Below are 25,054 nucleotides of genomic sequence, written 5' to 3'. Positions count from 1 at the left end.
TCACCACTATGTCCGTGCGGACCCGTTCGCCGTTACCCTTTTTCCGCAGCCGTTTTCGGCCATTATCCGGCGAGCGCATCGATGATCTCGCGAGCCCGGTCCACATAGCGGTGTCGTCCGCCGACGATGCGGCGATGGCCCGCCTCGGCGACCTTGGCGGCCTCGTCCGGGCGGCGGGCGCAGCGGGCCAGCACGTCGCGCAGTTCCGCCGGATCGGAGAAGAGGAAGCACTCCGTGCCGTCGTCGAGCAGGTCGGCGTGTTCGTCGGTGCGTTGACCGACGAAAAGCCCTCCGGCAGCGGGGATTTCGAAGGTGCGGCAGGTGTGGGTGTCACGATTGTCGGAATTGAGCAGCACCAGGTTCGCGGTCACCCCGGCCACCGCCGCGGAGAAGTGCTCACCGTAGACCGGGCCGCCCACCACCGCGCCGGTTCGCCACAGCGGTCGCACCCGTCGCCAGCCCGGACCGCGCAGCAGCATGCGGGGGCCGTATTCGCGTGCCAGATCGACGAGCAGGTCACGGCGGTCGGGGCGCACCGCGCCGATGAAGCCGACCAGGAAATCCCGGGCGCCGCGTCGGGCGCACGGATGGTGCCAGGCCGGATCGTAGGCGCTACGAACGAATTTCACATTCTTCGCGCCGCGGTCGCGTAGTTCGGTCACATTGTGTGCTTTCGTGGTGACGATGAGATCCCATTCCGATTCGTGTGCCAGGTATTCCGGCGTGGTGTTGTACGGATTGGATACATCGTCGGCGCTGTAGTGCACCCGTACACCGGCCGAGGTGCTCAGCAGCCGCCGCTGGTCGAGGTGGACACCCTTGAAAGCGAACAGTACGTCAGGTACGAATTCGGCGGCGGCGGCGTCGATCTCGCGGTGCAGCCGGTCCACGGTCCACGGCGCGCGCCGTCGCGCGGCCTTGCTGTACACCCAGGGCGGCGACAGCCGGGCGGGCAGGGTGACCGCGGTCGTGTCGATCACCACCACCTCGTGACCCGCCTGCCGAAAGCCGTCGGCCAGCGAGCGGGCGTTGCTGCCCACCCAGTCGTCGCCGACGAAGAGGATCTTCACGCGGTCTCCCCCTTGCGCATCAAAACGGTGGCCGGTCCGACGGCCCCCCGTCGCATCGTCCGTTCGCGGACGATGAGCCACCGCATGCGGATGATGTACCACACCGCGACCGAGATTTCCGCGAAAACGGTTCCGTAGACCAGGGTCCACACCGACTGGGTGCGGGTCGCCACCGCCATGGCAGCCACCGCGACGCAGGTGCCGACGATCGCTCCCACCAGCACACCGGTGGTGTCCTGGCGCACCGTCAGGACCGCGGTCGTCACATAGGAGGTGACCGTGGTGGCGGGCAGGATGAGCACCTCGAAGCGCAGCAGCGGCACCGCGTCGGCGAACTCCTGGCCGAAGACCAGATGAATGAGCCAGGGTGCGCTCACCCAGACGGTCACCGTCGCCACGGTGGCGATGGCGACGCAGCCGGCGAGCGCCTGGATCGAGGTGCGCCAGAAGTCCTCGCGGTCGGTGCGCCGGGCCATCCGGGGCAGCAGGGCGAAACCGATGGGATCCAGGGTGGATTGGATGGCGCGGACCAATCGGTCGCCCGCCGAGTACAGCCCCAGCGAGGCGGCGGACAGGATCGCACCGTAGATGGCGGCCGAACCCTGTCCGTACCCGGTGACCAGCAGCCGGGAGGTGAACACCGGTGCGGCCAGGCGCAGCACGGCGCGCACCCCGCTCGGCCGCGCCGGACGGCCGAAGTGGCGCATCGAATCCCACCAGGTCAGCGCGACCGTGGGCACGGACGAGACGAGCAGGCAGACGATGGCCGTCGACGCGGTCGGAAACTGGGGGAGCAGCACCAGCAACAGGATCAGGTACCCGATCCGGCCGACGCCCTGGTAGATGGTGGAGGATCCGAAGCGACCCTGGCCGATGAGCAGCCAGTCCTCCGACAGCGACCAGAACCCGCCCGTGAACAGTCCGAGCAGCACCATGTGCAGGGCCGGGGGCACGCCCACCAGCAGGCTCGCCAGCAGTGCCGCGCCGATCACGCTCACCGTGGTGACGCGCAGTGCGGCATAGGTGCCGCGCAGCCGGTTCACCTCGCCCGGACTGGTGTCCGCCTCGTGCACGCGGGCGGCCAGGAACTGGGTGACGCCGAGATCGACCACGAGTGAACCGATGAAGTACGAACTCATGCCGATGGCGAGCATGCCGACACCGTGCGGGCCGAGGATGCGCGCGATGAGCGGCAGGGTGATGACCGTGATGGCGTACTGGCCGTACTTGCCGAAGGTGACCAGGACGATATCGCGGACCACGCTGGCCAGACCGTGTTTGGGCGCGGACCGTCTGCGATGGCGGCCGACGACTGCGCGTGGCGGGGAGGCACTGTCGCGCTGGGCCGCGGCGTGGGCACCGCGCCCGGCGTCCGCGCTGCTGTGGGCAGTGTTCTCGGTACCGTGCGTGGTGTGTTCGGGGGTTCGCCCCGCGGTTTCGGCACCGCGCGTAGTGGTTTCGGCACCCGGACCGGCGTTTTCGGCACGGCGATCGGCGTTTTCGGCACAACGATCGGCGTTTTCGGCACAACGATCGGCGGTTTCGGCACGGCGTGCGGTGTTTTCGGTACCGTGCGGGAGGCCTTCGGCACCGCGTGCGAAGGTCTCGGCGCTCTGCTCGTAGGAGCCGTCCGCGGCGCGGCGCGGTGACCAGGAGATCGGATAGTGATCGGCCCGGCCCGCCCACTGGGGGATGCTGCGCTGTTCCCGCTCCGCGTACGGCGATTCCGGGGGCGGGGGATCGGCGTCGAAGCGGCGGTACCGCGCGCGCAGCGGAACCCCGAAGCGGCGCAGTGAGAGCCGATCGGCGTCGGAGATCCGATCGGGCTCGTGCGCTCGCCCGGCCGCCCGGCCGCGCACCGGCCGCAGCGGCAGTGTGGGTGGGTCCGCGCCGGGTAGCGGATCGTTGGAATCATCCACGCCGCCACCACTTCCGGCGGCGGGCGGTGACCGTGGTGAGGAACCGCTCGACCGTGCGCGCGGATTCGTCGATATCGAAATCGTGGGCGCGCAGCCGGGCGGCGGCGGCGAGCTTCACCCGCAGTTCCCGATCCCCGAGCAGGGTGTCCAGGGCGCGGGTGAGCTGATGGCGGTCGCCGCCCGCTACGAGCAGACCGTCGCGGCCGGTCTCGATGATCTCCTCGGGGCCGCCGGGGCGACTGGCGATGACGGCGCAGCCCGCCCGCATGCCCTCCACCACCACCTGCCCGAAGGGTTCGGGCAGCACCGAGCAGTGCACCAGCACATCCGCGCAGCGCAGATAGGGTTCCGGATCGTCGACGTGCCCGGTGAAGGTGACCGGCAGATCCAACGCGGTGGCGAGATTCTCCAATTCGATGCGGTAGTGCTCCTCGTCGAAGAACGTGCCGCCGATCAGGAAGACCTCGCGCGGCAGGACGCGCACGTCGGCCAGGGCGCGCAGGAAGACGTCCTGGCCCTTCCAGGGGGCGAGGCGGCCGACCACGGCCACCACCGTCTCCGCCGGGTCGCGCTGCTCCTCGCGGTCCGGTTCGGCGTGGTCGTGGCGGAATTCCACACCGGGATAGGCGACGACGGCCGGTCGCCGCCAGGTGTACAGCGAGGCGAGGGTGCCCCGGCTGTTGGCGATGACCCCGCGCGCCACCAGCCAGCCCAGTATCCGCAGTGCCGGTGCCAGCCAGCGGCCGAAGTAGTCGGCCGAAACCCGGTCGTGCACATGCCAGACGAGCGGGACGCGGGCGCGCCGGGCCGCCACCGCGCCCATGAGCAGCGCCTTGGTACTCCCGGCGACCACGACGGTGGCTCCCAGCTCCCGCATGGTGTCGCCGAGCCGCCAGCCGAGTCGGATCAGACCCAGCGCACCGGTGAGCAGTGCTCGCACGCCGGCCTTGTCGATGGTGAGGGCGCGGGAGTCGAAATCGGTGGTGACCGACCGCGTCTCGATGCCGCGCTCGCGCATGTGGTGCAGCATCGGTCCGTCCTCGGTGTACACCACCGCGGCCGTTCCGGCGGGCAAGGCCGAGACCAGCCGCAGTGTCGCGAGCTCCGCCCCGGAGGGGGCGGCGGTGTGCGCGAGGAATACCGCTGTCATGCGGTGACCAGCTCCCGATACAGGTCCAGGTGGCGGCGGGCGGCCGCCGACCAGGAGAACGTTTCGGCGTGTGCCCGGCACTGCGGCGGGTCGGGCCGTGCGCCGGAGAGGGCGCGGATGATGCGGGCGGCGAGGGCGTCGCCGTCGCCGGGCGGCACGATGAGGGTGGGATCGAGGTCCCGCACCGAATCCGGCAGTCCGCCACAGTCTGCCACGATCGGGGCGCGTCCGGCGGCCAGTGATTCCAGCGCGATGAGACCGAAACCCTCCAGCGCCAGGGACGGCACCACGGTGAGATCCGCGCGTGCGTACAGATCGGTCAGTTCGGTGTCGGTGACCGTGCCGGTGAAGTGGATCGAGTCCTGCGGCCGCGCCAGTTCCCGGAGTTCCGCTTCGGCCGTGCCGGTTCCGACGACGACCAGCCGAGCGTCGGGGTGCGCCGCGCTGACCTCGGGCCAGCACCGTACCAGGACGTCGATGCCCATGCGCCGTTCCAGTCGCCGCACGCACAGCACCGTGCCGGTCGACCGGTCGCGGGTGGGCACCGGGAAGCGGGTGAGATCCACCCCGGGCGGGATCACCCGGACCTTGTCCGCGGGCACGCGATAGTCGGCGACCAGCAGTCGGCGGAAGTGCTGGGACAGCACCACGAATCGGTCCGCCCCGAGGTAGCGCAGCCGTTCCACCAGGTATTTGGCGCGAACCGCCCGGTCGCTCTCGCCGGCCATCCGGCTTTCCGCCGCCCAGGGCCCGTGGAAGTGCACCACCAGCGGATTGCGCCCGCGCGTGGACGGGCCGTAGAGGCAGAAGTGCCGGTCCAGCACCGTACCGGGTAGCAGTTCCGCGCGGTCCAGATAGGCCGTACGAGCGCGGCGCAGGGTGGACCCGCCCGTGGGTCCCCACGACCCGGCCCCCGGACCGGCCGGGGCGTCTCCGAAAGCCGTTGCGGTGACCGCGATATCCGGGTGGTCGTTCAGCGCCCGGTACAGATCCGTGAAGTACCGGTTCAAGCCGCCCGGGGCGGCGGCGAACCATTCCGATCCGGTCATATGCACCCGCAGTGACCCCACCAACACCGTCACCCCCGGGTCAGTCCACTCCGTCACGAATCGCGGTCGCGATCCGCGCGCCCTCTCTCGGTCAGTGTAGGTCAATCCGCGCAGGTAGGTCGGCTATTGCGAAGCAACCGAAGGGGGTGGTCGGTCGGTTCGGCAAACGCGGAAGATCGCCGCGCCACACCGTGATCCGGACCGCATGCGGCAGGGCCGGACTATGAGAGAAAGTACGGGCCGCGCCCGGGAATACGCCGAATCACCTGGACGGATCCGATCGGGCCGGACAACCGACGGTCGCGTAACCCGAAGGTAGCGGGGCAGGATCGCAGGCTGTGCCGGAACTGAATCTCGATAGCGACCAGTTGACCTTCGTCGCCCTGGGCGACAGTTTCACCGAAGGGCTCGACGACCCGTACCCCGACAGCGATGCGACACCGAACGGTCGCTACCGCGGCTGGGCGGATCGGCTGGCGGAGCATCTCGCCGAGCACACCGAGGTGCGCTACGCCAATCTCGCGGTGCGCGGCAAGCTCATTCGCCAGATCGTGGACGATCAGCTGCCGCGCGCGCTCGAACTGCGACCCGATCTCATCACCTGCTGCGCCGGGGGCAACGATCTGATCCGCCCGGGTGGCGATGCCGACCAGTTGGCCGATATCTACCGCGACGCACTGATCCGACTGCGCGGCACCGGCGCCACGGTCGTGGTCGTCACCGGTATGGACACCGGCTTCCAGCCGGTCATGCGCCATCTGCGCGGCAAGATCGCCACCTACAACATGCACCTGCGGGCCATCGCCGACGAATTCGACTGCCCCGTCCTCGATCTGTGGGGTATGCGGACACTGCAGGACCACCGGGCCTGGAGCTGGGACCGGCTGCACCTGTCCGCCGCGGGCCACGAGCGGCTGGCGCTGCGGGCCTGCGAGGTGCTCGGCGTTCCGGTAGCCGCCGACTGGCGCGCACCGTGGGGGCCGGAGGAACCCAAGCCCTGGCCGACGGCGCGCCAGGAGGATCTGCACTGGGCTCGCGAATTCCTGCTGCCGTGGATTCAGCGGCGGCTGACCGGCCGATCCTCGGGCGACGGCCTGGCCCCCAAGCGCCCCGACCTCACCCCCGTGCGCTGAGCGCGGATCGCCCTCCGGCGGCGTCGAATCCGGAACTCGCGACCCGGGCGTGCGCCCCGGCGGCGGCGCTCCTGCCGTCGATCTTCGGGGCCTCTGCTCGGGTCCCGGGTGCGTTATGGTGATCGGCAGTAAGGCGGGTGGTCGGAGGCGATACGGTGGTACGGACGCTGGCGCGGGGACAGACGTTCGCGGGCTACCGGATCGAACGGCTGCTCGGCGTGGGGGGAATGGGTGAGGTGTATCTCGCACAGGACCGCGACCTGCCCCGGCCCGTCGCGCTCAAACTGCTCGGCGCGGCCGTCGCCGATGATCCCGAGGTGCGTGAGCGCTTCCTGCGCGAGGCCGATACCGCCGCGCGGCTCTCCCATCCGAATATCGTCGCGGTCTACGCGCGCGGCCGCGACGAGCACCGGCTCTGGATGGCCATGCAGTACGTCGAGGGCACCGATGTGGCGGCGGTGCTGCGCGAGGGGCCGTTGCGGCCCGATCACGCCGTCCGGATCATCGGTGAGACCGCCAAGGCCCTCGACCACACGCACCGCGCCGGTGTGCTGCACCGGGATGTCAAGCCCGCCAACATCCTGCTCGCCTGGGGACCGCATCAACAGGTGTACCTGGCCGACTTCGGCATCGCCAAGGCCCTCGACCACACCAGCGGGCTCACCCGCACCGGCGAGATGTACGCCAGCTTCCAGTACGCGGCTCCCGAACAGTTCGAATTCGGGCCGGTGGATCACCGCGCCGACGTGTACGCGCTGGGCTGCACGCTGTTCCACATGCTCACCGGGGAACTGCCCTATCCGGGGGCGAGCACCGCGCAGGTGATCAACGGGCATCTGAATATGCCGGTGCCCCGGCCCAGTCTCCGGCATCCCGCCGTGCCGACGGTGTTCGACGAGGTCGTCGCCCATGCGCTGGCCAAGGACCCGGACCGGCGCTACGGCAGTTGCGGGGAACTGGCCGACGCGGCGCAGCGCGCGCTCACGGGGGCGCACGGTTCCGCGCCGCGACACCCCGTCCCGAACCCGGCCCCGACTCAGCCGTCCGCTGAGTCCGCCGCGGCCTCGAACGCGTACGCGCCCACCGCATTCGCCCCGCTTCAGACCGGGCCGGTCGCGGTCCGTTCCCGTCGCCCCCGTCCGGCACTGCTGCTGGCGGCGCTGCTGGCACTGCTGGTCGCCTTCGGTATCGGGGTGGGATTCGCCACCGGCGCACTGACGTTCACCTTCGGTGCGGCGAGCGGGCCCGGCGAGGTCGCCACCGACGCCACCCGCGCCGCCGCCGAACAGGCCGCCTGCGACTACGCGAAGCTCATGACGACCTACGACTACGACACCCCGTCCGCCTGGGAGACCCGGGTGTACGACGGCGCGACCGGCACCTGGAAAGTCCAGGCGGCACAGCTGCTCCCGGCCTTGCGCCTGATCATGGCGGCCGATCCGGAGAAGACCCGCGCGGGCGATGCCCAGTGCACGGCCACCTCCGGTAACGGTACCCACTACGAGATCACCGCGAACGTCACCGAGATCCACCGGGTCGAGGGCACACCGGAGACCACCGAGGCTCGCAGCATCGCCATGGCCATGGATTACGTCGACAGTCGCTGGCTGTGCAGTATGTGGTCGACCGACGTGCTGCCCAACTGATTTCGCGCACCGATCCGGTCGAACGGATCGCGCCGCCCGCTCGTATCACCGGGCAGGCCGGATCCCCTCGACGAAAAGCAGCCGATGCGACATATCGCCCTGGCCACGGTCACCGTGGTCGCCCTCGCCGTGCTCACCGGCGGCACCACCGCCGCCCGCTCCGACACCCCCGTCGCCGCCACCGCCGAGGTGCGGACCGAGCTGGACGCTCTGGTACGGGCCGCCGACGTGCCCGGCGCCCAGCTCGTCGAGTCCGCCGGCGATCACGATATCCAGATCACCAGCGGTGTCGGCGATCTCGGGACCGGTGCGCCCTTCCCGGATACCGCGGCCGTGCGCATCGCGAGCAATACCAAGGCGTTCGTCGCCACCGTGGTGCTGTTGCTGGTGGGTGAGGGGCGGATCGACCTGGACGCGCCGGTGGAGCGCTATCTGCCCGGGGTCGTCTCGGGGCCCGGTGGGGAGGGAAACCGGATCACGGTACGGAACCTGCTCCAGCACACCAGCGGGATCCCGGACTATCTCACCCGGATCGACCTGGGCTCGGTGGACGCGCTGCGGCGCTCCCGCTCCTCCGACGCGCTGATCCGCCTCGGACTGGACCAACCGGCCGCGTTCGAACCCGGTGCGCGGGCGGAGTATTCGAATACCAACTATCTGCTGGCGGGCCGCCTGGTCGAGGCGGTGACGGGTGTCGCGATCGGGGTGGAGGTGACGCGGCGGATTCTGGTCCCCCTGGACCTGCGCGGCACCTACTGGCCGCTCTACCCGGTGGAGAACGTCATCCGCGGCCCTCACCCGCGCGGGTATCACCAATTCGGTGACACCCTGGTGGACATCACCGATATCGATCCCGGATGGGGCCTGCCGGATGGGGCCATGGTGTCCACGGGAGCGGATCTGAACCGGTTCTTCCGGGCGCTGCTCGCGGGCCGGATCCTCGGCCCCGCGCAGCTCGAGCAGATGCGGGCCACCGTGCCCAGCGGCGATCCGCGCCGGTCCGACGATTTCGGACTGGGGCTGTTCCGCCGCACCACCTCCTGCGGCACCGAGGTGTGGGGACACGGCGGGGCCATGCACGGCTTCTTCGTCTACGGGGCGGCCACCCCGGAGCGGGCGGTGACCGTGAGCATGAACCAGCTACCCCACATTCTGAACCTTCACGGTGCGGGCATCGATCCGAACGCCGTCGTCGACGCCGCGCTGTGCACCCCGTGACCTGCCGCGAAGCTGGAGGGATGATCTTGTGGAAGAGCCGATTTCACGATTGCGATCCCATGTAGCGCCAACCGTACGCGGTGCGCTACATTCGCTGCGGATTTATGCTCGGCAGAGGGGACCCGCCAGGGACGGCCGGGCGCATGCGGCAGAGCTGCCCCTCCCTACGTCAACGCCGGCGCGGCGCCGGACTCGCGGAAGGACAACCACAGTGGGGAACTCTGGCGCGGGGGCCGGTGCCGGTGACTTCCGGGTCCTCATCGACAACGGTGAGTACTGGCTGCGCAATCGGGGCGATATCGCCATGATGGTAATGACCGTGGAACGGCTGCGCCAGCGCTGGCCGCACGCCCGGATCGGGGTGCTGACCGACCAACCGGCCATCCTGCGCGGGCTGCTGCCCACCGCGGAGCCGGTCTACGCCCGGGGCGGCGGCCAGTGGGGCAGAGGGGGACTCGCGGGCCGCGTCGAGCGCGCGGTGGGCGCGAACCTGACCGGTCCGGCCGCCGTGGCCTGGCGGGCGTCGACCGATGTGCCGAAATCGCATCTGCGCGGGGTGAAGGCGTGGGCGGTGCGCGGTGCGCGCGGCATGCTGGGGCGGGACACCGACTCGGCGTCGGACGGGCTCCCGGAGCCACCCGTACCCGCCGCCGTCGACACCGCGAGCCTGGTGATCGCCCAGGGGGGCGGCTATATGACCGATATCGACCTGTATCAGGCGCACCGCACGCTGAATCTGCTGGAACGTGCTCGCGCCCAGGGGATCCCGACCGCCATGCTCGGGCAGGGCCTCGGACCCATGGGCGATCCGCGCCTGCTGCAACGCGCCGCCGCGATACTGCCCGATGTGGATGTGATCGCGCTGCGCGAAGGCGTGCGCGGGCCGCGGCTGCTCACCGAACTCGGGGTGGCCGCGGATCGAGTGCTGGTCACCGGTGACGACGCCGTCGAATTCGCCTACCGGGTGCGGCGGCCCGAGATCGGGGCCGACCTCGGCCTGTGCCTGCGGGTCGCGGACTACTCCAAGGTCAGCGACTCCGCCCGGGACACCCTCGGCGCGGTGGTGCGCTCCTGCGCCCGGGAATTCGATGCCGCGCTCGCACCGCTCATCATCTCCGAATACGACTCCGAGGACCGCCGGTCCACGCTGCCGCTGCTCTCCGGCGCGGAGCGCACCCGTCCGGTCATCGGCCGCGCCGGGACGGCCGCCGACGTGGCCCGCCAGGTGTCGCGGTGCCGGGTACTGGTGACCAGCGCCTACCATCTGGCGGTATTCGCGCTCTCCCAAGGAATTCCGGCCATCGGCGTAACGGCGTCACAGTACTATGACGACAAGTTCTACGGACTGGCCGATATGTTCGGGGCCGGGCTTCGGGTCGTGCACCTGGATTCCACCGATCTCGAGCGGGAACTGACCCAGCAGGTGCGGGAGCTGTGGTCGGCCGCACCGGAGTTGCGCGACACCCTGCGGCACAAGGCCGTCGAGCAGATCGACGCCAGCCGGGCGGGACTCGAACGCGTGTTCCGCCTCGTCGAGGAGTAACCGGCGCGGCCACGTCGGTCACCACGGCATCGGTCACTACTGCTCAGGGGGAATGGTGGTTCAGCTTTCGGTGTGTGTTCCGGCGTACAACTCCGCACGCACCCTCGAGACGACCCTGCGGTCGATACTCGACCAGGATGTCGAGATGGAGGTGGTCGTCCTGGACAACGCCAGCACCGACGAAACCTCCACCATCGCGAAGTCGTTCGACGACGCGCGGGTACGCCTGCACCGCAACGAGCAGACGCTGCCCATCGGCGAGAACTGGAACAGGGTGGTATCGCTGTCCACCGGGAAACTGGTGAAGGTGGTGTGCGCCGACGATATCCTGCTGCACGGCGCGCTGGCCGCCCAGCAGGCGGTCATGGCCGACAACAGCATTGCCATCTGCTCGTCGACATTCCAGGTGATCGACGAGGCCGGGAGAGTGGAGGAGACCGATCTGGGCCTGCCCGGCCTGCTCGGCGAGCACAGCGCCCGCACCCTCATGCGCGTGATCGTGCGCAAGGGCCCCGCCGAATTCGGCCCCACGGCCGCGGCCACCTTCCGCCGCGCCGACTTCGACCGGGTGGGCGGCTTCCGCGGTGATCTCGTCTTCCCGATGGACGTGGATCTGTTCGCGCGGGTGAGCGCCTTCGGGGCGTTCTACGGAATGCCGCAGCTCACCGCGGCCTGGCGCAATTCGAGCTTCAATCTGTGCAGCAGCACCTCGACGGTCAGCAAACTGACCGAGATGCTGCGGTTTCACCACCGGCTCGGGGCGGAATACCCCCACCTGGTGCGTCGCGGGGATGTGCTGGCCGGAGATCTGCGCCTGGCGCGGGCGGCCTTCGAGCGGCTGCGCATCCGCACGGTGGCGACGCTGCGCAACCGGCCGGATATGGTGCGCTGACAGATATTCGGTCGCCTTCGACGTGGGTGCGTCCCGGCCGCGGACGGCCGGGACGCGCTCGGATCACGCCGTGATCGAGTTCGGATCCGCCGGGGTTCAGATCGTCCAGAGCGGCCCGTAGGTGATCACCGCATCGCCGCCCGCGCTGACGACCCGGACCCACGGCCGGATGGTGACCTGCCCGATCACGCCGCTCACCGTCGCGTGCATGCCGGACATGCGGATGAAGCCCTCGGCGCCGAACACATCGCCCCCGGCCGCCTCGACCGTCTGGATGCCGGGTCCGAAGCCCACCGCGAGTTCGATCCCCGCCTGCGGGATCAAACCGCCGAGGTTGACGCCCGGTGAATCGTCCAGTTCGACACCGAGACTGGGCGTCCACCACTGGAAGCGGATCTTGCCGTCCAGGGTCGCCGGATAGCCGACCTGGTAGCCGATGGTGATGTGCCCCTCCCAGTCCTCGGCGTGCGGCCCGCTGATGCGGTAGCTGGCCGTGCCGTGGTGGAACCACTCCCGGGTCAGGGGGTTGCCGTCCAGCGGTGGTACGAAGTCGATGCGCGTATCGGACTGGATCGCCTCGACGGTGCGATCCTGCCGGTCCAGAATGGAGCTGCTGCTGTCGATTCCGGCGAGGCCGGTACCGGAGCCCAACGCCAGACCGATGGTGACAGCGGCCGCGACGGCCATGGTGCGCACGGTGGCGCGATGCTTAACCTTCATCTCTCCCCAATTCCCTCATCAGGTGGTGCGGCTGAAACTGACGCTCTCACAACTGAAGCCAAGACGAACTCCGGTGTCTCATTGCGGTTCCGGTATGTCCACCACCCACTTCCCATCCAGTTCGGGCCAGAGCGTCGCCACCTCCGGCAGCAGGTCCGCCACGGTCAGCAGCACCTGATCCGGTTGGGCGGCAACGAGTTCAGCGGGCGCGATGATCGGCACATCGGTTCCGGACATGCGGCGGCCCTGCTTCGCGGGCGAGGCGTCGGCGACCGCGGCCAGCAGGCCGCGGTGCACGCCCGCCAGGTGCAGCAGCGAAATCGCCCGGGAGGCAGCACCGTAGGCGTACACCCGGTGCCCACGCGCGTGCTCGCGTTCCAGCCAGACCCGCAGCGCGTGGGCCTGGCGATCGGCGTCACGCTGTAAGTGTCGCACCGCGTCCGCGTCGCCGAGCGCGGATTCGGTGGCCAGAATGGCCGCCACCGACTCGTCGGGCGTGATCGGCGCGTGCACCGCCGCGACCAGGATGGTGCCCCCGTAGAGATCGAACTCCCAGGCGGTCGCCACGCTCATCCCGGCCGCGTCGAGCAATCGGCGTAGCGCGGTCAGCGAGTAGTACGCGAAGTGCCCGTGCCGCAGGGCATTCCACTGCCCCTGCTCGACAATGGTGCGCAGCGAATGGAATTGCAGCAGCAACACCCCGTTGGGCGCGGTGGCCGCCGCGCGCTGGGCGAAGGCCATGAGCTGATCGGGTTCGTGCATGATGCCGAAGCAGTCGATCACCAGATCGGCCGGGCCGTCGGTCTCGGTGAAGCCCCGTTCGGCGAGCATCGGCAGCCAGCTGCCGCCGTGCGGGCTGCCGAACTCCCGCACCGTGCGCCCGCCCAACCAACCCGCCGCCGCCACCCGGGCGAGGGCGTCGGCCGCCTGCTCGCGCAGGGCCAGCGGCTCCACGCCGCGCGGTTCGGCGGTATGGGTGTCGTCCTCGGCCAACTGGGCGAGCCCGCAGGCCGCGCACAGGTCCATGGCCAGCGGATGGCCGGACTCGTCGGCCTCCGGTGTCGCCGCCAGCATCGGAAAGTCGTCCGCGGCGGGCATTTTCCCGAGATCGAGGACCCGGGCCAACTCCGTGCCCCCACAACCGCGACACCCGCGCGCCGTCGCCGTCCTCATGGCACCATGGCCCGGTGCGCATCGAACCGACCGAACTCGCCGACGTGCTGGTGCTGACCCCCGAGCCGCACCGGGACGACCGCGGGCTGTTCACCCGCACCTTCGACGCCGCGGAATTCGACGAGTACCTGGGCGTACCCGGTGCGGCGGCGTCGTTCGTGCAGGACTCGCAGTCCCGCTCGGTGCTGGGCGTGGTGCGCGGGATGCACGGGCGATCCGGGCGCGGTGAGGCCAAGCTGGTGCGCTGTGCGCACGGGGCCGTGCACGATGTGCTGGTGGATATCCGGCCGGACTCGCCGACCTTCGGGCGACAACAGGCATTCCTCCTGGACGACAATGAGTTTCGGCACCTCTACGTACCGCCCGGCTTCCTGCACGGCTTCCAGGCGCTCACCGCGGTGGCCGACGTCTGCTACCGCATCGACCGGCCGCACGATCCGAGCGAGGATCTCGGCGTGGCCTACCACGATCCGGACCTGGCCATCGCGTGGCCGCGGCCGGTGACCGTGGTCTCCGGCCGGGACGCCGCCGCGGGATCCTGGGGGGACCTGCTCACCCATCTGCCGCCCCGATCCTGATCCGCCGCAGTTCGTCGTCGAGCGCACCGGCCGCGATCAGCGACTTCAGCCGCGCCAGCCGCGTGAAGGCGGCGAAGAACCGCTCCTCGGTGAGGCCGTGGCGCAGATACTCGGTGTAGAGCTCGGCCGCGCCGTCGGGAATGCGCCACTTCGCCTCGAAGCCCAATTCCCGTCGGGCATAAGAGAAGTCGACCCGGTAGGAGCGCGGATCGCCGCCGCTCTCACCGGTGATGACCAAGCGCGATCCGGGCACCACGTCCACCACGGCCCCGGCGATCTCGGCGACCGTGCGGTTGTTGGCCTCGGAACCCACGTTGTAGGCCCGGCAGTGGATGGCCTCCACGGGCGCGGTCAGGCAGGTGGCGAAGGCGCGTGCGATGTCCTGGGCGTGCACCAGCGGCCGCCACGGCGTGCCGTCGGAGAGCACCTTCACCTCACCGGTGAGCACCGCGTAACCGACCAGGTTGTTGAGCACGATATCGGCGCGCAGCCGCGGCGAGAAACCGAACGCCGTCGCATTGCGCAGGAACACCGGCGAGAAGCCGGAGTCGGCCAGCGCCGCCACATCGTCCTCGACCCGGACCTTGGATTCGGCGTACGGGGTGATCGGGCGCAGGGGCGCGGTCTCGGTCACCAGGCCGTCCCCGGCGGCCCCGTACACCGAACACGTGGAGGCGTACAGGAAACGGCGCACCCCGGCCTGTTTCGCCGACTCCGCCAATCGCACCGAGGCGTGATGGTTGATGTCGTAGGTGATGCTCGGGGCCAGCGCGCCGAGCGGATCGTTGGACAGCGCGGCCAGATGGATCACCGCGTCGAATCCGGCCAGCTGTGCCGCGGTCACGTCGCGTAGGTCGACCGCGAGCCCCGGCGGATCCTGCGGGGCATCGCCGAGGACGCAGTCGGCGAAGAAGCCGCTGTCCAGGCCCACCACCTCGTGTCCCTCGGCCCGCAGCACCGGCACCATGACGGTGCCCAGGTAGCCCTGATGTCCGGTGACGAGTACACGCATTACGCACCTCCGAAAGTGATGGCCGCCTTCTCCAGCACGAATGCCTCCGCGTGCGGGGCGCGGCACTGCACGCCCCGCAGCCGGGACAGTCCGAGAAAGGACAGTTCGTCGAACCAGTCCCGATCCCGCTGGGACGGATAATGTTTCATGAGCAGCTCCGCCTTCCGCTCGGCCACCTCGGCCGAGAGCGGGTGGAAGACAGTGGGTTTGGGAGTGTCGGTCTCCCACTTGAGGATCTCGTAGCCCAGCACCAGATGGTCGCGGAACTCGGTGGGGGCCAGTTCGGCCAGCAACCGATGGTCCTGATGGGCGTCCTCGCGCTGCGGGGCGAAGACCACGTCGGGATCGCCACCGCGCCGCAGCCGGGCCACCGCCTCCTTGACCCGCTCCCAGTGCGCGGGGGCGCGGCCGTCCGGGACATCGAGCACCTCCAACTCGAGATCGGTGCCAGGGCAGAATGATTCGAGGGCGTCCTGTTCCTCGCGGGCCCGGTCGGTGCCGGCCCCGCTCAGTACCAGCGCGCGCACCCGCAGTCCGCGCCGGGCCAGGGTCAGCAGGGTGCCGCCCAGGCCGATGGCGAGGTCGTCGCAGTGCGCGGCCAGCAGTGCGATCTCACGGACCGACCCGGTATCGAGCCGGATCATGAGGCGGGCCGCTCCCACACCATCCACGGGCGGTCGCCCTGGTGGTATCCGGCATCGAGTTCGGCGCGCTCCTTGAAGGTGTCGGCCGGTTTCCAGAAGCCGTGATGCTGATACCCGAACAGCCGGCCCTGCGCGGCCAGCGCGCCGCAGGCGTCCTCCACCAGATCGCCGTTGCGCGGCAGATGCTCGAAGACCTCCTGGGTGAGCACGAAGTACCCGCCGTTCTCCCAGATGGGCAGGTGCGAGACCGGGGTGATGTTCTTGACCTCGCCCGCCGAGTTCACATCCACGCAGTGGAAGGAGGACTGCGGGGGCACGATCATCATCGACGCCGCCGCACCGGACTGCTGGAACCTCGTGATCACCTCGTCCAGCGGCGCGTCGGTGAGCACGTCGGCGTAGTTGGCCAGGAAGTAGTGCTCACCCTCGAGATGTTTGCGCACCCGCCGCAGGCGTTCACCGATGGGCGACTCCACGCCGGTGTCGACGAAGGTGATGGACCAGTCGCTGATATCGGACTGGAGCAACTCCACCCGGCCGCCGCGGATGACGAAATCGTTGGACACCGACTCCTGGTAGGTCAGGAAGAAGTTCTTGATATGCGCCGCGCCGTAGCCCAGGCACAGGATGAAATCCTTGTGCCCGAAGTGCGCGTAGTAGCGCATGACGTGCCAGATCAGCGGCCGCGGGCCCACCATCTGCATGGGCTTGGGCAGTACGTCCTCGGAGCCGTTGCGCATGCGCATGCCGTAGCCGCCGCAGAAGAGCACAACCTTCATCTCGCTTACCTCTCGGAGTGATCCAGCGCGGCCACGGTCGTGTGCAGTTCCGGCAGCGGGTAGACGAGCTGTCCGCCCCAGTCGGTGACATGGCGCAGTTGCGCGGTGATCTCGGTTTCCAGATTCCAGGGCAGCACCAGCACCACGTCCGGGCGATCGGCGTCGATGCGCTCGGGGGGATGGATCGGGATGCGGGTGCCGGGCGTGAACCGCCCATGCTTGTAGGGATTGCGATCCACGGTGTAGGCCAGCAGATCGCTGCGGATGCCGCAGTAGTTGAGCAGGGTGTTGCCCTTGCCGGGCGCGCCGTAGCCGACCACCCGCTTGCCCGCGGCGCGGCAGTCGAGCAGAAAGCGCAGCAGATCCTGGCGCACCCGTTCGGTGCGCGGTCGTAGCTCGAGGTAGCCCGCGACGGTGTGCAGGCCCGCGTCGGCCTCTCGCCGCAGCACCTCGGCGACCCGCTCGCCCGGACTCGCCACCGCTTCGGGTCGCGCCCAGAGCCGCAATGAACCACCATGGGTGGTAAGCAGTTCCACGTCCACGACGGTGAGCCCGGCGGTCGCCAGGGCGCGCTGCGCGGACAGCACGGTGTAGTACTGGAAGTGTTCGTGATAGATGGTGTCGAATTGACCATGGGTGACCAGCTCGAGCGCATGGTGGACCTCGATGGACAGCCAGCCGTCGTCGGCGAGCAACTCCCGCAGGGCGCGGGTGAACCCGCGCAGGTCCGGGATGTGCGCGTAGACGTTGTTGGCCACCACGAGATCGGCCGGACCGTGTTCGGCGCGCACCTTGGCCGCCAAATCCTCGTCGAGGAAGCCGGTGCGGGTCGGCACGCCCTTCGCGCGGGCGGCCGCGCCGACATTCACCGAGGGTTCGATGCCGAGGCAGTCGATGCCGGCCGCCACCGCGTGCTGGAGCAGGTAGCCGTCGTTGGAGGCCACCTCGACCACGAAGGAGCCGGGGCCCAGCCCGAGTCGTTCGGTCGCCGCCGCCACGAAGTCGCGGGCGTGACGCACCCAGCTGTCGGAGTACGAGGAGTAGTACGCGTACTCGGTGAAGGTGTCCTCCGGCGTGATGAGCGCCGGGATCTGCAGTAGCAGACAGTCTTCGCACAGCCGCAGATGCAGCGGGAAGGTCGGCTCGGGAAGATCGAGTTCAGCCGCCGTCAAGAACTTCTCACAGGGCGGAGTGGCTCCGAGATCGAGCACACTGACCAATCTTTCGGAGTCACACAAACGACATTGCACGCAGATTCCCCACCTTTCACCGACACCGGCGACCGGCTACGCCCGATCTGCCCAGAGGGTCGGCTCGATCCGTCGTTACGTTACAACAGGATCGAGGGTGTCCGAGTGTTTGTTCAGAGGGCTTGTGGGTTATTAGGGAGTAAATTTCTGCGGCCCGCAGAACCGAGCGTTCGGTCGGCAAACGTGGGAGTCGTGCAAATTAAGTGTTTCGCACTGATTTTCGGGTGATACGTCGCTTCTGACCTGCTTGTTCCACCGTTAGGGGAACAATAGGGGAATTCCAGGAAACCGGTCGCGCCGGTTCCCGCAAATTTTCGGATACATTGGTACCCATGCGGTTTCGGTGACCGCCGTGGGTGGGGTGTGTAACATTCGGCTTCTGGCCGCCGAAACAATCGGTGGCCTCATCGGTTGTCATGCAGTGAAAGCCCTTGGGGAACCGGCGTCAGTCCGTGTGGAGCCGAGTGGAACTGATCAGTGGGGATCGGGACCGAGTTCTCCCGTGGGGGAGGTGCATTCGTTTCATGAGTTTCGAGGTTTCCGCCGGGCGTGCGCCGCGTACGGCCCGGCCGCCGCGGCCCCTGCCACGCTCGGACAGAGAGCGCTGGCAAGACGACTATGTCCGCAGGCTGCGGTTCACCGATTTGCTATGCGTATGCCTGGCCGTCGGTGTGGCACAGGTGATTCGGTTCGGCGGACCCGCCGATCCGCCGCTGGCCGCCACTCTGCCGCTCGAGGTTCGCTACACCGTGGTGTCGGTGGTGCTCGCCCTGGCCTGGCATGCCGCGCTGGGCCTGAGCGGCGCTCGGTCGCCGCGCGTGATCGGTTCCGGCACAGAGGAATACCGGCGGTTGATCTCGGCGACACTGCGGCTGTTCGGCGTCATCGCCATCGTGTCGCTGGTGCTGCGCGTGGATATCGCCCGCGGCTATCTCGCCATCGCCCTTCCGCTCGGCGTGCTGACGCTGATGCTGCAACGGCGGCTGTGGCGGCGCTGGGTGTCGGGTCGCCGCGCCCGCGGCGGGTACCGGATCGGCGTACTCGTGGTCGGCAGCCGGGACGCGGCGCGAGCCATGGTGACCGCCTTCTCGCGCGATCCCAGCTCGGGCTACAACGTGATCGGCGTCTGCACCCCGCACGATGGCGAATTGCCCGATCCGGCATTGGAAGTCGGCGAGTTGGACATACCTGTGGTCGGCGACGACCGGTCGGTGCTGGACGCGGTGCGGCGCACCGGCGCGGACACCGTCGCCGTCACCGCCACCGACAAGCTCGGCCCCGCCGACTTCCGTCGCATGGCCTGGGAGCTGGATCCGCTCGGCGTGGAGCTGATCGTCACGCCCGGCCTGGTGGATATGGCGGGCACCCGGCTCACCCACCGGCTGGTGGCCGATATGCCCATGCTGCACGTGGAGAAGCCGCGCTACGACCGCGCCAAGTCGATTCGCAAGGCGGTCTTCGACCTCTGCTTCGCGCTGACGGCCGTGGTGCTCATCGCCCCGGTGCTGGTGGCGATCGCGGTGGCCGTCAAGGTGGGCAGCCGCGGTCCGGTGTTCTACCTGTCCGAGCGGATCGGGCGGGACGGACGGCCGTTCCGCATGATCAAGTTCCGCAGCATGTACGTCGACGCCGACGCGCACATCCACGCGCTCATCGAATCGAACGGCGGCAACCCGGTGTTCTTCAAGATGCGTGACGACCCGCGGATCACCCCCGTCGGGCGGTTCATTCGCAAGTACTCCCTCGACGAGCTGCCGCAGTTCTTCAATGTGCTCAGCGGTGAGATGAGCATCGTGGGGCCGCGTCCGCAGGTGCGGCGGGAGGTGGATTCCTACGACGGGGTCATGCGGCGGCGGTTGCTGGTCAAGCCGGGTGTCACCGGCCTGTGGCAGGTGAGCGGCCGGTCCGATCTGGCGCCCGAGGACGCCATGCGGCTCGACCTCTCCTATGTCGAGAACTGGTCCATGCTGCTGGATCTGCTGCTGGTCGCCAGGACGATCGGCGCGGTGACCAGGGGCGAGGGCGCGTACTGAGAATTCGGTGAACGGTATTTACTAATGCCCGTTCACAAATCGGGTGTGGTGTGGTTCACTCCTTGGGAACGTGTTCCAGAGGAGGTTCCGTGTCCGCGCCGTCCATCCCCGCAGGCTTCGATTTCACCGACCCCGAGCTGTTCGCCCGGCGACTGCCCATCGAGGAGTTCGCCGAACTCCGCAAGACCGCGCCCATCTGGTGGAACCCGCAGCCCGACGGGGTCAGCGGGTTCGACACCGGTGGCTACTGGGTGGTCACCAAGCTCGACGACATCAAGGAGATCTCGAAGCGCTCCGACATCTTCTCCTCGGAGGAGAACACCGCCGTCATCCGCTTCAACTCCGACATCACCCGCGACGAGATCGAGATCCAGCGGCACCTGCTGCTGAACCAGGATCCGCCGCGCCACACCAAGCTGCGCCGCATCATCTCCAAGGGCTTCACCCCGCGCGCGGTGGAGTCGCTGCGCGCCGCCCTGCGGGAGCGCGCCGAGCGCATCGTGCACGAGGCCAAGAAGACCGGCGGCGGCGACTTCGTCGAGCAGGTCGCCTGCGAACTCCCGCTGCAGGCCATCGCCGAACTCATCGGTGTGCCGCAGGAGGATCGCGGCAAGATCTTCCAGTGGACCAACCAGATGATCTCCTACGACGATCCCGAGTTCGAGGGCGATCACAAGATGGCCACCGCCGAGGTCATGGGTTACGCCTGGAACCTGGCCGAGGAGAAGAAGAAATGCCCGATGGACGACATCGTGACCACGCTGTTGCAGGCCGATGTCGAGGGTGAGGCGCTGGCCTCCGACGAATTCGCCTGGTTCGTCATCCTGCTCGCGGTCGCGGGCAACGAGACCACCCGCAACGCCATCACCCACGGCATGAAGGCGTTCGTCGACCACCCGGACCAGTGGGAGATCTATAAGGAGCAGCGCCCGCGCACCGCGCCCGACGAGATCGTGCGCTGGGCCACCCCGGTGGTGTCCTTCCAGCGCACCGCCCTCTCCGACACCGTGCTGAGCGGTATCGAGATCAAGAAGGGCCAGCGCGTCGGACTGTTCTACTCGGCCGCCAACTTCGACGAGGACCACTTCGACAATCCCTTCGAGTTCGACGTGCTGCGCACGAACAACCCACATGTCGGCTTCGGCGGTACCGGGACGCATTACTGTGTAGGTGCCAACCTGGCCCGGTTGGAGATCGACCTCATGTTCAACGCCATCGCCGATGTGATGCCGAACCTGCGCCAGATCTCCGAACCGGTCCGCCTGCGCTCGGGCTGGCTCAACGGCATCAAGAGCTGGCAGGTCGCCTACGAGTGAGCGGTCGGACCGCGCGCCCGGCCACCCGGTTCGATTGGGAGACAGCATGACCGACACGCGACGCCGCGGCCGGGTGCCCGCGGTCAGCGACGCCGACATCCGCCGCGTCGCGCGGTCACTGCTGGTCGACCAGGGGCCCGACGCGGTGACGCTGCGGGCGATCGCGCGGGAGCTGGGCATCACGGCTCCCGCGCTCTACCGCTACTACGAGAGCCGCGACGATCTGATCGCGGCGGTGCGCCTGGACGTGTGCGCGGATCTGGCCCGCGATATGGCGGGCGCGCTCGAGGGAGAACCCGACGACGCCATGGTGCGGTTCTTCGGCGTCTGCCGCGGTTTCCGGCGTTGGGCCCTCACCCATCCACGGGAGTTCACGCTGGTCTTCGCGTCTCCCGCCGGAGCCGGGGCGCCCAGTGCCATGCGGCAATTCGGTGAACCGGTCGGTCGCCTGTTTCTGGAGGCGGCGGGCCGCCTGCTCGCCGACTACGAGGTGGTCACCCCGCCCGTGGCGGCCATCCCCGCGGAACTGCGCGACGATCTGATCCGCTTCCAGACCGATCTGCTCGCGGTACTCGCCGAATCGGGCCAGAAATTCCCGGCCGAGAAGCTCGACCTGGGCGTCAGCTACGTGATGATCCAGTTCTGGGCCCGCCTGTACGGCCACGTCACCCTGGAAGCCTTCGGCAACTACCCCATCCACGTCACCCACCCGGACGTGCTCTTCGACGCCACCCTCGCCGATATCGGCCGCAGCATCGGCCTGCTGAAGGACTAGGAGAGGTACTCGGGGGCAAGGGATTCCCGAGTACCTCTCGTGGTACCGGGGTTACAGACGGTCGAACTCACCGGAACGGACGCCGGTGACGAAGGCATCCCAGGCGACGGGGGCGAAGATCAGGGCGGGGCCGGTCGGGTCCTTGGAGTCTCGGACGCCGACCGCGCCGTTTGCCAGGTGTGCGGTTTCGACGCACGCTTCCTGGTTCGCTGAGCGGGAACTCTTGAACCACCGTGCCGCGGACAGGTCATTGCTCACGCTGCTTGCTCCTTGCTGTGTGGGTTACCAGATCTCTGGTGTCGCTCTCATCCAACGCGACGCGTCGTATCTCTGCAATAGCCGCTCTGTACTGCTGAATCTCGTTGTCGCGGTCCAGGTATAGAGCGCCGGTGTATCCCTCCACGTAGACAACCGGGGGTTCGGTCCACTTGGTCTCCCGGTGCAGTGGGAACTCCAGGAATACGAAGTGGCCCACCTGTAGCCCGATCCAGCTGTCGACGCTGTAGGGGATTACCCGAATCGATACGTTTCGACGCCTGCCAATCTCCAGCAAGTGCGCGAGCTGGTCGGCCATCACTCCCGGCCCGCCCACCTGATGGTGCAGTGCGGACTCCGACAGCAGCACGTTCAGCTCGAAACCCGAATCATGCAGGCGCTGTTGTCGTTTGGTCATGAGTTCGACACGCCGCTCCACCTCGGCCGTGGGCATCTGCGGGTGGACGGTCCACACCATGGCGCGCCGGTAGTCGGCGGTCTGCACCATGCCGGGCAGCAGCGTGAGCTGAAACATGGTGAGGCGCTTGGCCGCTTCCTCCAGACCCATGTACAGGTCGAAGTGACCGGGCACGGCGTCACCGTAGGAATGCCACCATCCGGTTCGCTTGGTTTCTGCTACGAGTCCCAGCAACGCCGCCGTATCGTCGTCGGAGGCCCCGTAGAGCACGCACAGGGCACGGATGTAGATGTCCTTGAGCTTCACCGACTGCCCGCCCTCGAGTCGCCACATGGTCTGCGCGGACACCTCGATGGTGCGGCAGGCCGCGGCCACCGAAACGCCCGCGTCCTCGCGCAGGCGGCGCAGCTGTCGGCCCAGCATGCGGCGGGGAACTGTGGAGCCGGAACCACCTTCGGTCATTAGCGAACCTCATGAGGGTGTGCGATTTTGGAATGATTTTCGCAGCGGGATTGGAAGACCGCGGAAGTCTTCGCCAATGTCCGACACCGAAATCTTCCAGCACGCGACACCGCGGTGTCTACTGGAAGTGTGCCCACGGACCGGCAACCCGTCAGACACGAAAGGGAAGGGGCGACAAGGATGTACGGCATTCCGCCGACCGACCACAGCGCCGTGCCCGTCATGACCGTGGGCTACGCCCACCTCATCATGCAGACCCATATCGACTGCCCCAGTCTGGCCTGCCCGGTGAAACGCCAGGCCAAGTCCCGTTTGGTGGAGGCCAAACACCTGATACCGGCGGGTGCGCCGTCCGCGCCCGCCTGATCCGCCCGAACCTCCCGCCCCGGCCGCGGTCGACGTGAAAAGGCCGGGTGGGCAAGGAAATACCCCCGGAGCACGATCCTGTCGTCGGATCGGTCGTACGGCTCCGGGGGTTTTCGGGTCAGGCCACCGGACGCCGCGGTCGGATGCGCGGGCGGCGAATGGTGCCGAAACGCTGCAGAATTCGCGGTTGCCGCAGCGAACGGGCGAACCATTCACCGAGGGTGACACCGGCCGCGAGGGCGCCGCCGATGGCGAAGGCGGTGAACAACTGGTTGAGACCGAACACATGCTGATCGTTGAGCAGCGAATGCAGGCCGCGGTAGACCTTGAGGCCCGGCAGCAGCGGTGTGATACCGGCTACCGCGATGACCAGGGGCGGGGTCAGGGCACGACGTGCGACCAGCCCACCGGCCAGGCCCACCACGATGGCCGCGGCACCCGACGAGATGATCGGCCCGAAACCCGAGTTCTGGACGAGGAGGTAGCAGATGGTCGCCGCAGCGCCGCTGAAGGCTGCGGCGGTGAGTGCCCGGCGTTCGGCGTAGCACGCCAGCGAGAAGGCTACGGAGGCGATCGCGCCCGCCGCGAGTTTGAGCGGCCAGTTGGTGATATCGCGGGTCGCGGTCGTATCGATCGCCGGAACCGTCGCGCCCAGGATCTCGGCCAAGCGCAGCGCCAGCACGATGCCGCCGATGATGCCGCAGGTCATCATGATGACCTCGAGCATGCGGGCCGCCGCCGTGATGGGTGCGCCGGTGATCGCGTCCTCGACCGAGCCGACCAGTTGTAGGCCGGCGAGCAGCACCGCGATCCCCGCGGCGATGATCAGGGACGGATCCATCCTGAGGTGCCCGGCGTAGGTGGCTACGGCGATCGCGGGGATCGCCGCGATGAAGCCGCCCACCATGTGCTGGAAGAAGAAGGGCAGGTTCTTGCGGTTCAGAATCCGGTTGGTGCGGTCGATGGCGGTGGTGGCGGCGAAGCTCAGTACGCAGACCAGCCAACCGCCGCCCAGCAGCAGCCCGATCGCCGCCGCCATGAGCGCCCAGCCGAAGGTGGAGACCCACCGCTTGTAGGGGTGCGGCGCGGTGGTGATGGCCTCGAGCGCCGCCAGGGCCTCCTCCGGCGGCACCAGTTCCCGGCGGATGCGCCGGGTCAGCCGGTCCACGGCGGCGAGCCGGGTGAAGTCCAGCGACCGATAGTGCACCACCCGCATGGTGCTGGCGGGCGGCAGCTTCGGGCCGCGATCGACGGAGATGCGGATGGAGTTGTAGGTGACGTCGACGTCGATCTGGGACAGGCCGTAGGTGGCGGCGATGAATTCGATCTGCGTCGTGGTGTCCATGACGCTGGTGCCTGCCGCGAGCACGACCTCGCCCACCCGCTCGGCCAGGTCGAGCACCTCGGTGACGCTGGCGTCGTCGGTGAGATCGATCGGCTGCAGTGGCGAGGGCGCCTCGACCACGGCGTCGACGGTGGCGATCCGGTCGGCGAGCAGGCGATCTATCGCCGCCGCGAACCGGCGCTGCCACCAGGCGGTGCGCACGGGCGCATCCTCCGCTCTGGTTGCCAGATCGTTGCTCATGATGGAGAAAAGTACACGGTGCGGTAGATCACCCAGTCGAGCGTAACCGCCACAGTAGGGTGGCGAAT

General features: G+C 68.6%; 23 protein-coding genes. 10 read left to right on the top strand and 13 right to left on the bottom strand.

Translation table 11 applies throughout. The features are described from left to right. Positions 1-62: 62 nt before the first annotated feature. From QJS31_RS24295 to QJS31_RS24280, 4 genes are all read right to left on the bottom strand, one after another. A complete protein-coding gene (locus QJS31_RS24295; RefSeq protein WP_306357776.1) occupies positions 63-1,070 on the bottom strand; it encodes a glycosyltransferase in 1,008 nt (335 codons plus the stop codon). Further along, complete coding sequence (locus QJS31_RS24290; protein WP_306357826.1) at positions 1,067-2,341, bottom strand: lipopolysaccharide biosynthesis protein; 1,275 nt, start codon at positions 2,339-2,341, stop codon at positions 1,067-1,069. Before QJS31_RS24290 ends, QJS31_RS24295 begins: the two co-directional genes overlap by 4 nt. Before the next feature lie 640 nt (positions 2,342-2,981). Further along, positions 2,982-4,139 (bottom strand): glycosyltransferase family 4 protein, encoded by a 1,158-nt coding sequence (locus QJS31_RS24285; protein ID WP_282778795.1) that lies wholly within the window; start codon positions 4,137-4,139, stop codon positions 2,982-2,984. Then, complete coding sequence (locus tag QJS31_RS24280) at positions 4,136-5,194, bottom strand: glycosyltransferase family 4 protein (protein ID WP_306357825.1); 1,059 nt, start codon at positions 5,192-5,194, stop codon at positions 4,136-4,138. The genes QJS31_RS24285 and QJS31_RS24280 overlap by 4 nt, the downstream gene beginning before the upstream one ends. A 332-nt stretch (positions 5,195-5,526) precedes the next feature. Between QJS31_RS24280 and QJS31_RS24275 the strand changes: the two genes are divergently transcribed. The 5 genes from QJS31_RS24275 to QJS31_RS24255 all read left to right on the top strand — a co-directional run bounded on the left by QJS31_RS24275 (position 5,527) and on the right by QJS31_RS24255 (position 11,620). Next, positions 5,527-6,321, top strand: coding sequence for an SGNH/GDSL hydrolase family protein (locus QJS31_RS24275; protein WP_282778794.1), 795 nt, complete (start codon positions 5,527-5,529; stop codon positions 6,319-6,321). Between the two features lie 155 nt (positions 6,322-6,476). Then, positions 6,477-7,967 carry a serine/threonine-protein kinase gene (locus QJS31_RS24270; RefSeq protein WP_306357775.1) on the top strand — a complete coding sequence of 497 codons (1,491 nt, stop codon included), beginning with the start codon at positions 6,477-6,479 and terminating at the stop codon, positions 7,965-7,967. Positions 7,968-8,051: 84 nt separating this feature from the next. Continuing rightward, positions 8,052-9,185, top strand: a complete 1,134-nt coding sequence (locus QJS31_RS24265; RefSeq protein ID WP_306357774.1) for a serine hydrolase — start codon at positions 8,052-8,054, stop codon at positions 9,183-9,185. 211 nt (positions 9,186-9,396) lie between these two features. Further along, entirely contained in the window at positions 9,397-10,728 is a 1,332-nt protein-coding gene (locus tag QJS31_RS24260) for a polysaccharide pyruvyl transferase family protein (RefSeq protein ID WP_306357773.1), read from the top strand. A 52-nt stretch (positions 10,729-10,780) separates the two neighbouring features. After that, positions 10,781-11,620 (top strand): glycosyltransferase family 2 protein, encoded by an 840-nt coding sequence (locus QJS31_RS24255; RefSeq protein WP_306357772.1) that lies wholly within the window; start codon positions 10,781-10,783, stop codon positions 11,618-11,620. 96 nt (positions 11,621-11,716) lie between these two features. On the opposite strand, the gene QJS31_RS24250 is transcribed toward QJS31_RS24255, so the two are convergent. Both QJS31_RS24250 and QJS31_RS24245 read right to left on the bottom strand, forming a co-directional pair. Continuing rightward, positions 11,717-12,340: an MspA family porin gene (locus QJS31_RS24250; RefSeq protein ID WP_282786614.1), complete on the bottom strand. Its 624-nt coding sequence runs from the start codon at positions 12,338-12,340 to the stop codon at positions 11,717-11,719. Between the two features lie 78 nt (positions 12,341-12,418). Further along, positions 12,419-13,438, bottom strand: a complete 1,020-nt coding sequence (locus QJS31_RS24245) for a methyltransferase domain-containing protein (protein WP_372341628.1) — start codon at positions 13,436-13,438, stop codon at positions 12,419-12,421. A gap of 89 nt (positions 13,439-13,527) precedes the next feature. On the opposite strand from QJS31_RS24245, the gene QJS31_RS24240 reads away from it, so the two are divergent. Further along, positions 13,528-14,091 (top strand): dTDP-4-dehydrorhamnose 3,5-epimerase family protein, encoded by a 564-nt coding sequence (locus QJS31_RS24240; RefSeq protein ID WP_306357770.1) that lies wholly within the window; start codon positions 13,528-13,530, stop codon positions 14,089-14,091. Here QJS31_RS24240 and QJS31_RS24235 read toward each other — a convergent pair. The 4 genes from QJS31_RS24235 to QJS31_RS24220 are packed head-to-tail and all read right to left on the bottom strand — an operon-like array spanning position 14,066 to position 17,776. Further along, positions 14,066-15,103 carry an NAD(P)-dependent oxidoreductase gene (locus QJS31_RS24235; protein WP_306357769.1) on the bottom strand — a complete coding sequence of 346 codons (1,038 nt, stop codon included), beginning with the start codon at positions 15,101-15,103 and terminating at the stop codon, positions 14,066-14,068. The genes QJS31_RS24240 and QJS31_RS24235 overlap by 26 nt on opposite strands. Next, on the bottom strand, positions 15,103-15,747 hold the full coding sequence (locus QJS31_RS24230) for a PIG-L deacetylase family protein (RefSeq protein ID WP_282782434.1): 645 nt from the start codon (positions 15,745-15,747) through the stop codon (positions 15,103-15,105). The genes QJS31_RS24235 and QJS31_RS24230 overlap by 1 nt, the downstream gene beginning before the upstream one ends. Further along, complete coding sequence (locus QJS31_RS24225) at positions 15,744-16,526, bottom strand: sugar phosphate nucleotidyltransferase (protein WP_306357768.1); 783 nt, start codon at positions 16,524-16,526, stop codon at positions 15,744-15,746. The genes QJS31_RS24230 and QJS31_RS24225 overlap by 4 nt, the downstream gene beginning before the upstream one ends. 5 nt (positions 16,527-16,531) lie before the next feature. Continuing rightward, a complete protein-coding gene (locus QJS31_RS24220; RefSeq protein ID WP_282782421.1) occupies positions 16,532-17,776 on the bottom strand; it encodes a class I SAM-dependent methyltransferase in 1,245 nt (414 codons plus the stop codon). Positions 17,777-18,300: 524 nt separating this feature from the next. On the opposite strand from QJS31_RS24220, the gene QJS31_RS24215 reads away from it, so the two are divergent. The 3 genes from QJS31_RS24215 to QJS31_RS24205 all read left to right on the top strand — a co-directional run bounded on the left by QJS31_RS24215 (position 18,301) and on the right by QJS31_RS24205 (position 21,900). Beyond that, positions 18,301-19,809, top strand: coding sequence for a sugar transferase (locus QJS31_RS24215; protein ID WP_306357767.1), 1,509 nt, complete (start codon positions 18,301-18,303; stop codon positions 19,807-19,809). An 89-nt stretch (positions 19,810-19,898) separates the two neighbouring features. After that, positions 19,899-21,125: a cytochrome P450 gene (locus tag QJS31_RS24210; RefSeq protein WP_306357766.1), complete on the top strand. Its 1,227-nt coding sequence runs from the start codon at positions 19,899-19,901 to the stop codon at positions 21,123-21,125. A gap of 46 nt (positions 21,126-21,171) precedes the next feature. Continuing rightward, positions 21,172-21,900: a TetR/AcrR family transcriptional regulator gene (locus tag QJS31_RS24205; RefSeq protein ID WP_282782427.1), complete on the top strand. Its 729-nt coding sequence runs from the start codon at positions 21,172-21,174 to the stop codon at positions 21,898-21,900. 51 nt (positions 21,901-21,951) lie between these two features. Here QJS31_RS24205 and QJS31_RS24200 read toward each other — a convergent pair whose 3' ends face one another. Beyond that, on the bottom strand, positions 21,952-22,158 hold the full coding sequence (locus QJS31_RS24200; protein ID WP_143980700.1) for a DUF397 domain-containing protein: 207 nt from the start codon (positions 22,156-22,158) through the stop codon (positions 21,952-21,954). Continuing rightward, positions 22,148-23,035, bottom strand: a complete 888-nt coding sequence (locus tag QJS31_RS24195; protein WP_029930647.1) for a helix-turn-helix transcriptional regulator — start codon at positions 23,033-23,035, stop codon at positions 22,148-22,150. The genes QJS31_RS24200 and QJS31_RS24195 overlap by 11 nt, the downstream gene beginning before the upstream one ends. Positions 23,036-23,215: 180 nt before the next feature. On the opposite strand from QJS31_RS24195, the gene QJS31_RS24190 reads away from it, so the two are divergent. Then, complete coding sequence (locus QJS31_RS24190; protein ID WP_282782430.1) at positions 23,216-23,401, top strand: hypothetical protein; 186 nt, start codon at positions 23,216-23,218, stop codon at positions 23,399-23,401. Positions 23,402-23,519: 118 nt separating this feature from the next. Here QJS31_RS24190 and QJS31_RS24185 read toward each other — a convergent pair whose 3' ends face one another. Further along, positions 23,520-24,986 carry a threonine/serine exporter ThrE family protein gene (locus QJS31_RS24185; protein ID WP_282782432.1) on the bottom strand — a complete coding sequence of 489 codons (1,467 nt, stop codon included), beginning with the start codon at positions 24,984-24,986 and terminating at the stop codon, positions 23,520-23,522. Positions 24,987-25,054: the final 68 nt, after the last annotated feature.

It is taken from the genome of Nocardia sp. CC213A, assembly GCF_030766805.1.
Classification (GTDB): Bacteria; Actinomycetota; Actinomycetes; order Mycobacteriales; family Mycobacteriaceae; genus Nocardia; species Nocardia otitidiscaviarum.
This window is presented reverse-complemented; position numbering and strand designations above follow the sequence as displayed.